Source organism: Pseudomonas sp. S37, from assembly GCF_016658545.1.
GTDB lineage: Bacteria > Pseudomonadota > Gammaproteobacteria > Pseudomonadales > Pseudomonadaceae > Aquipseudomonas.
Map to the genome: position 1 here is coordinate 23,809 of NZ_JACVZC010000077.1, position 6,000 is coordinate 29,808.

Genomic DNA, 6,000 nt, shown 5'->3' on the forward strand with positions numbered 1-6,000 from the left:
ACGCAGCACTGCGATGACCGGGGCGTGCCTGATTGTCAGTCAGGTGCAGTCCATTCCTTGGTCTGCGGCACCATCATCTACAGCGCTGTTCCTGGTGACATCGGCGTTTGTCACGCCGATTGTCACGAGGGGGAATGCCGCAAAGCCTTGTGCGATCAGGGCTGCAGCAGTATTAGAAGTGCCCGTCTCTTTCCAGAAAGAGACGGGCATAGGTTGGCGCAAGATTCGGCCAAGCGGATATGTTGCTGCAGGGCAGCGAGGTACGGTGTATCTGGCGCACGAGCGCTATATGTGTAAGAGCATCCATCACATGGGTAGTGACCGGGCGAGCTGCCGGATGCGAATCGCCCTTGGGGAGAACCACCGTGGGAGCGGCGTGACCTTGAAGGCTCGGGTCACCTGGGGTGCTGTCAACGACAGCCTTTGCACTGTCTTTTCTACGCCCGCAATTCGAGAGGGTCAAGCGACACGCCCGCTGGATTTTGTGGTTGAAAATGGTATTGGGCGTGTACGGAATCCCGTGGTTTCCAGTGGCCGATTTGGTGCTTTTGATTTTTTAGGTGAGGTCCATCCAAACAGGGCGGCTTTGCAGCCCTGTTTGGATGGACCCGTATGGAAAGCGGATCATCGAAACTTCAAAGCCGTGCGCTCACTCGACTGCGCCACGCCTTGCTCTTAGGCTAGAAACGTTTGCCCCGGTCTGATTCGCGAACTCATGCGGCGAGATATGCTCCTGCCGGTTCGCGTCGAGATAACGGCTCCACCAGCTCATGATCATTCGCCGCTCCTCCAGGAACTCGGCCTTGTGGATATATGCCGCCCGAACGTTGTTGCGCTCCCTGTGGCTCATCTGCCGCTCGATAGCCGTCTCTGACCACAACCCGGATTCGACCAAGGCACTGCACGCCATGGACCGAAAGCCATGCCCGCAGATTTCGGTCTTGGTGTCGTAGCCCATGTTCCGCAAAGCGCTGTTGACCGTGTTCTCGGACATAGGCTTCCACGAGCGAGCGTCACTGGTGAACACCAGGTCGAAGTACCCCGTGATCGCATGAATCTGTTCGAGCAACGCCACAGCCTGCGGTGAAAGCGGGACCAGATGGATGTCACCCGCCATCTTCGTTCCCCTGGTCGAATACGGAACGCCGTCCAACGCGGGCCGCGTGTCAGGTATCTCCCAGATACCGCGCTTCAGGTCGAACTCACTCCAGCGTGCGAAGCGCAACTCGCTGGAGCGTACGAACACATGCAGCGACAACATGACTGTCAGCCGAGTGAGCGTGCGTCCCTTGTAGTTCTCGATGCGGTCCATCAACTCAGGCAGACGTGACAGCGGGAGTGCAGGCCGGTGCATAACCCGTGGCGCGCTGATGAAGCCCTCAAGATCATATGCAGGGTTCACCGTAATCAGCCGCAACCGCTTCGCCTCACGCATGATGCTCTGCAGGTAGTTTTGTACCCTTAACGCCACATCGATCGTGCCGCGCTTCTTGATCGCCTCAAGCGGCTGCATGAGGTCGTAGGTATCCAGATCAACGATGGCCCGTGCGCCTAGCAGCGGGAATACGTGGGTCTTCAAACGACTCAGCACGGTCCTGGAATGGCCAGGCGCCCATTTCACGGACATTTCCTTATGCCAGTCCAAGGCAACGCGCTCGAATGTGTGGCCTCTGACAACCGCCTCGGCCTTGGCCTGCTGCTTGGACGCAATCGGATCAATGCCTTCAGCCAGCATCCGCTTAGTCTCCAGACGCTTCTGCCGAGCATCTGCGAGACCGATGACGGGATAGTTTCCAAACGAGGTCAGCCCCTCGCGCCCATCCGGTTTCACATACCGGAAGCGCCAGCCTTTGCGGCCATTGGGGTAAACGAGGAGGTAAAGACCGTCACCGTCAAAAAGCTTGTAGGGGCGGTCAGTAGGCTTGGCCGAACAGCATGCGGTATCGGTCAGGGGAGCAGTAGTACGAGCCATAAGGGTAAACCCCGTTATCGAATCGACTTTATCCCAAACGTTACCCCTAAATCGGTTGGCAACTGTCGGATTCCGACGGAACGCCATAACGAAAAAACCCGCCAGAAGGCGGGTTTTACGGGGGTTCTAGAGATTTTAGTGGCCTTCGCTGGAACCTGAACTGGTGCCGGAGACAGGAATCGAACCTGCGACCTTCGCGTTACGAGTGCGCTGCTCTACCGACTGAGCTACACCGGCGTGTAGCGCAACGTACCACTGCTCGCACCCGTTACGCAAACCCCTGTTTCCACTACTTTATTGCCCTACCCTCAGGCCCCCTTGCAGCCCTTCGGCGCCAGGTCTTCCTCGATGTCGGTCGTGCACGCCCACCCAGTGGTAGAACGGGTCAAAGTCACTGCCTTGCCCAGCACATTGGCCGGCGCATCCACCAGCGTGCAAACAATGCTGCCGCTGCCATCCGCCGCCTTGCCGCTGGCCGTGATCGCACAGTTCGCCGTTGCCGGCTGGCCACCCAACTCGGCCGCGCCGGCCACGTCCTTACCATCATTCAGGCGCAGGTCCATGGCCGTCTTCAGCGCACTGATCTCCAGCAACCCGGCCGCAGCCTTCGCGCGGGCCTGGTGGTTGGTGTACATCGGTAAGGCGATGGTGGTCAGAATGCCGATGATCGCAATCACGATCATCAGTTCGATCAGGGTGATACCGCGTTGCCCTTTCATGAACGTATTTCCCTTGTGTGTTCGCTTACGCATTGAGGTCGGTCGCGCCCCAAGCGGCAGCGGCGCAGTAGGCCTGAACAGACACCTTTTGTCACCCCTGCCCGCTTGGGCGTCATCTTCGCTGAACTACTCTAGTGAGCATCATGGACGCGCGCCCTTTCATGGACGCGGCAAGCTGTTTCCAGGCTTGTCGCAGGGGCAGAACAAGGACCTTTGCATGAGTACATCCACACCGCTTTACAGCTGGCACGGCACCGATGCCAACGGCGCGCCGGTCAGCGGCCAGACGCCCGGGCGCAGCCCGGCCTATGTGCGTGCCGGGCTGATTCGCCAAGGCATTACCGTCGCCAGTTTGCGGCCGGCCAGCGGGGTAAAACTCAGTTTGCCCAAACGGCGGGAGAAGGCCGACCCGGCGGGGTTCAGCCGGCAACTGGCGACCTTGCTCAAGGCCGGGGTGCCGCTGTTGCAGGCGTTCGAGGTGATGGGGCGCAGTGGCTGCGATGCGGCGCTGGCGGCGTTGCTGGGTAGATTGAAACAGGATGTGGCTTCGGGGCTGGGGCTGGCGGATGCGCTGCAGCGGCACCCGGCCTGGTTCGATGCGCTGTACTGCAACCTGGTGCGGGTGGGGGAGCAGTCCGGCACGCTGGACCGGCAGCTGGAGCAACTGGCGGGCATGCTGGAACAGCGGCGAGCGCTGCACAAGAAGGTGCGCAAGGCGATGGTCTACCCGCTGCTGCTGTTGCTGACCGGGCTGGGGGTAGCGGCGATCTTGTTGCTGGAGGTGATCCCTAAGTTCGAGGGCATGTTCTCTGGTATGGGCGCGCAGTTGCCGGCCTTTACCCAGTGGGTGATCGACTTGTCCACAGGGCTGGGTCGGTTTGCACCGCTGTTGCTGGTGATGGCCGTGGTGCTAGGTTTTGCCGTGCGCCAGCTGTACCGGCAGCATGCGCCAGCGCGCCTGTGGATAGCTCAACGGGTGCTGGGTTTGCCGGTGTTCGGCCAGTTACTGGGGCAGGCGGCGTTGGCGCGGTTTGCGCGTAGCCTGGCGACATCCTATGGCGCCGGGGTGCCGTTGCTGGATGCACTGGGTACGGTGGCGCGGGTAACGGGTGGCGATTTGCATGAGCAGGCGGTGTTGCGGCTGCGCCAGGGCATGGCCAATGGGCAGGGGTTGAACCAGGTGATGGCGGCTGAGCCGCTGTTTCCGCCGTTGCTGGTGCAACTGACGGCCATCGGTGAGTCCAGCGGCACGCTGGACCAGATGCTGGAGAAAGCCGCCAGCCATTATGAGGAACAGGTCAGCCAGGCGCTGGACCAGTTGACCAGCCTGCTGGAGCCGGCCATCGTGCTGGTCCTGGGCCTGCTGGTCGGTGGCCTGGTGGTGGCGATGTACTTGCCGATTTTCCAGTTGGGTAGCTTGATCTGAACATGACTTTATGGACTTTCCTGGCTGAGCAGCCGGCGTATTTCTTCACCCTGGCCACGCTGCTCGGCTTGCTGGTAGGCAGTTTTCTCAATGTGCTGGTGTATCGCCTGCCGATCATGCTGGAGCGGCAATGGCAGCGTGAGGCGCAGGAGGTATTGGGGTTGCCGACCACGCCGCACGAACGCTTCGATCTGTGCCTGCCCGCCTCGCGCTGCCCGCATTGCGCGCATCAGATTCGTGCGTGGGAGAACATTCCTGTCATTAGCTACCTGGCTTTGCGTGGACGCTGCTCGGCCTGCAAAACCCGCATCAGCCCGCGCTACCCGGTGGTGGAGGTGGCCACCGCGCTGCTGTCGCTGCTGGTGGCCTGGCGCTTTGGGGCTACGGCCGAAGGGTTGCTGGCATTGCCGTTGACCTGGTGCCTGTTGGCGCTGAGCCTTATCGATGCCGATCACCAGCTGTTGCCGGATGTGCTGGTGCTGCCGATGCTGTGGCTGGGGCTGATCGTCAATGCCTTTGGCCTCTACGTGCCGCTCAGCGACGCGCTGTGGGGCGCGGTGGCCGGGTACCTCAGCCTGTGGTCGGTGTACTGGGTGTTCAAGCTGGTCACCGGCAAGGAAGGCATGGGCTATGGCGACTTCAAGCTGATGGCGCTGATTGGCGCCTGGGGTGGCTGGCAGGTGTTGCCGTTGACGCTGCTGTTGTCGTCGGTGGTCGGGGCGTTGGTGGGCCTGTGCCTGCTGCGTTTGCGCCGGCATGCACTGGGCACGGCCATGCCGTTTGGCCCTTATCTGGCGATTGCGGGGTGGATTGCCGTGCTCTGGGGTGATGAAATATACGCCTCTTACCTGCAACTGCTTGGATACTGATGACCACTGCGGCCTTTACCCCCTGGATTCTCGGCCTGACCGGCGGCATTGGTAGCGGCAAGAGCGCCGCTGCCGAGCGCTTCGTCGAGCTTGGCGTGCACCTGGTCGATGCCGACCAGGCGGCGCGCTGGGTTGTGGAACCTGGCCGCCCGGCCCTCGCCAGAATCGTCGAACGCTTTGGCGCGGGTGTTTTGCAGGCGGACGGCCAGCTGGACCGTGCGGCCCTGCGCCAGTTGATCTTCGCCGATCCGGCGCAGCGCAAATGGCTGGAGCAGCTGCTGCACCCGCTGATCGGGCAGGAGATTTTCAGCTACCTGGCCAAGGCCGAGTCGCCGTATGCGGTATATGTGTCGCCACTGCTGATTGAGTCGGGGCAATACCATAAGACCCAGCGCGTGCTGGTGATCGATGTGCCGCAGGAACTGCAGATAGCGCGTACCCTGGCGCGGGACAACACCAGTGCCGAGCAGGTGCAGGCGATACTGCAGGCCCAGCTGGGCCGTGAGGAGCGCCTGCGCCATGCCGATGATGTGGTGGTCAATGACGGCGACCTGGCCGCGCTGCATGAGCAGATTGACCGCCTGCACCACTTTTACCTGACTTTGAAAGGAGGCCAGCCATGAGCCAGCCATTGACCGTCGATTGCCCGACCTGCGGCGCACCTGTGGAATGGAACGAGAAAAGCGCGTTCCGGCCGTTTTGTTCGGACCGGTGCAAGCTGATCGACCTGGGGGCCTGGGCGGCTGAAGACCATAAAATACCGGGGTCGGAAGAGTCCGAGGATGAGCTGTATTCGGGGGACCTGGAGCCGCGGCATTGATCCAATAATACGGGGGCTGTGCGGGCCCTTTCGCGGGTAAACCCGCTCCTACAATGCCCTTCGCAAGCCTCAAGACTGACGAGATAACCTGTGGGAGCGGCCTTGCGTCGCGATGGGCCGCAACGCGGCCCCGGATTTTGGCGTTAATGCAGAGATCGCCGGGGCTGCTGCGCAGCCCTTTCGCGACGCAAGGC

At 61.5% G+C, this 6,000-nt stretch carries 6 protein-coding genes and 1 tRNA gene; 4 read left to right on the forward strand and 3 right to left on the reverse strand.

The features are described 5' to 3' along the window. Window positions 1-649 precede the first annotated feature (649 nt). The 3 genes from IAE39_RS20165 to IAE39_RS20175 all read right to left on the reverse strand — a co-directional run bounded on the left by IAE39_RS20165 (window position 650) and on the right by IAE39_RS20175 (window position 2,691). Window positions 650-1,972, reverse strand: coding sequence for a tyrosine-type recombinase/integrase (locus IAE39_RS20165; RefSeq protein WP_201205798.1), 1,323 nt, complete (start codon window positions 1,970-1,972; stop codon window positions 650-652). A gap of 161 nt (window positions 1,973-2,133) precedes the next feature. Further along, a tRNA-Thr gene (locus IAE39_RS20170) sits at window positions 2,134-2,209 on the reverse strand. 71 nt (window positions 2,210-2,280) lie between these two features. Further along, entirely contained in the window at window positions 2,281-2,691 is a 411-nt protein-coding gene (locus IAE39_RS20175; protein ID WP_201205800.1) for a pilin, read from the reverse strand. 217 nt (window positions 2,692-2,908) lie between these two features. Between IAE39_RS20175 and IAE39_RS20180 the strand changes: the two genes are divergently transcribed. Genes IAE39_RS20180 through yacG form a run of 4 tightly spaced genes read left to right on the forward strand, consistent with a single transcriptional unit; the run spans window position 2,909 to window position 5,806 of the window. Then, the gene (locus tag IAE39_RS20180; RefSeq protein WP_201205804.1) at window positions 2,909-4,117 is read left to right on the forward strand and encodes a type II secretion system F family protein; all 1,209 of its coding nucleotides are present in this window, start codon (window positions 2,909-2,911) and stop codon (window positions 4,115-4,117) included. 2 nt (window positions 4,118-4,119) lie between these two features. Beyond that, a complete protein-coding gene (locus IAE39_RS20185; RefSeq protein ID WP_201205806.1) occupies window positions 4,120-4,986 on the forward strand; it encodes a prepilin peptidase in 867 nt (288 codons plus the stop codon). Continuing rightward, complete coding sequence (gene coaE, locus IAE39_RS20190) at window positions 4,986-5,609, forward strand: dephospho-CoA kinase (protein ID WP_201205808.1); 624 nt, start codon at window positions 4,986-4,988, stop codon at window positions 5,607-5,609. Before IAE39_RS20185 ends, coaE begins: the two co-directional genes overlap by 1 nt. Beyond that, window positions 5,606-5,806: a DNA gyrase inhibitor YacG gene (gene yacG, locus IAE39_RS20195; RefSeq protein ID WP_201205810.1), complete on the forward strand. Its 201-nt coding sequence runs from the start codon at window positions 5,606-5,608 to the stop codon at window positions 5,804-5,806. The genes coaE and yacG overlap by 4 nt, the downstream gene beginning before the upstream one ends. The last annotated feature ends 194 nt before the right edge of the window (window positions 5,807-6,000 follow it).

What these genes read in the sequence shown, in the direction of transcription:
- yacG (WP_201205810.1), top strand. Translation starts at nt 5,606, where the DNA reads ATGAGCCAGCCATTGACCGTCGATTGCCCGACCTGCGGCGCACCTGTG.
- IAE39_RS20180 (WP_201205804.1), top strand. Translation starts at nt 2,909, where the DNA reads ATGAGTACATCCACACCGCTTTACAGCTGGCACGGCACCGATGCCAAC.
- IAE39_RS20185 (WP_201205806.1), top strand. Translation starts at nt 4,120, where the DNA reads ATGACTTTATGGACTTTCCTGGCTGAGCAGCCGGCGTATTTCTTCACC.
- coaE (WP_201205808.1), top strand. Translation starts at nt 4,986, where the DNA reads ATGACCACTGCGGCCTTTACCCCCTGGATTCTCGGCCTGACCGGCGGC.
- IAE39_RS20165 (WP_201205798.1), bottom strand. Translation starts at nt 1,972, where the DNA reads ATGGCTCGTACTACTGCTCCCCTGACCGATACCGCATGCTGTTCGGCC.
- IAE39_RS20175 (WP_201205800.1), bottom strand. Translation starts at nt 2,691, where the DNA reads ATGAAAGGGCAACGCGGTATCACCCTGATCGAACTGATGATCGTGATT.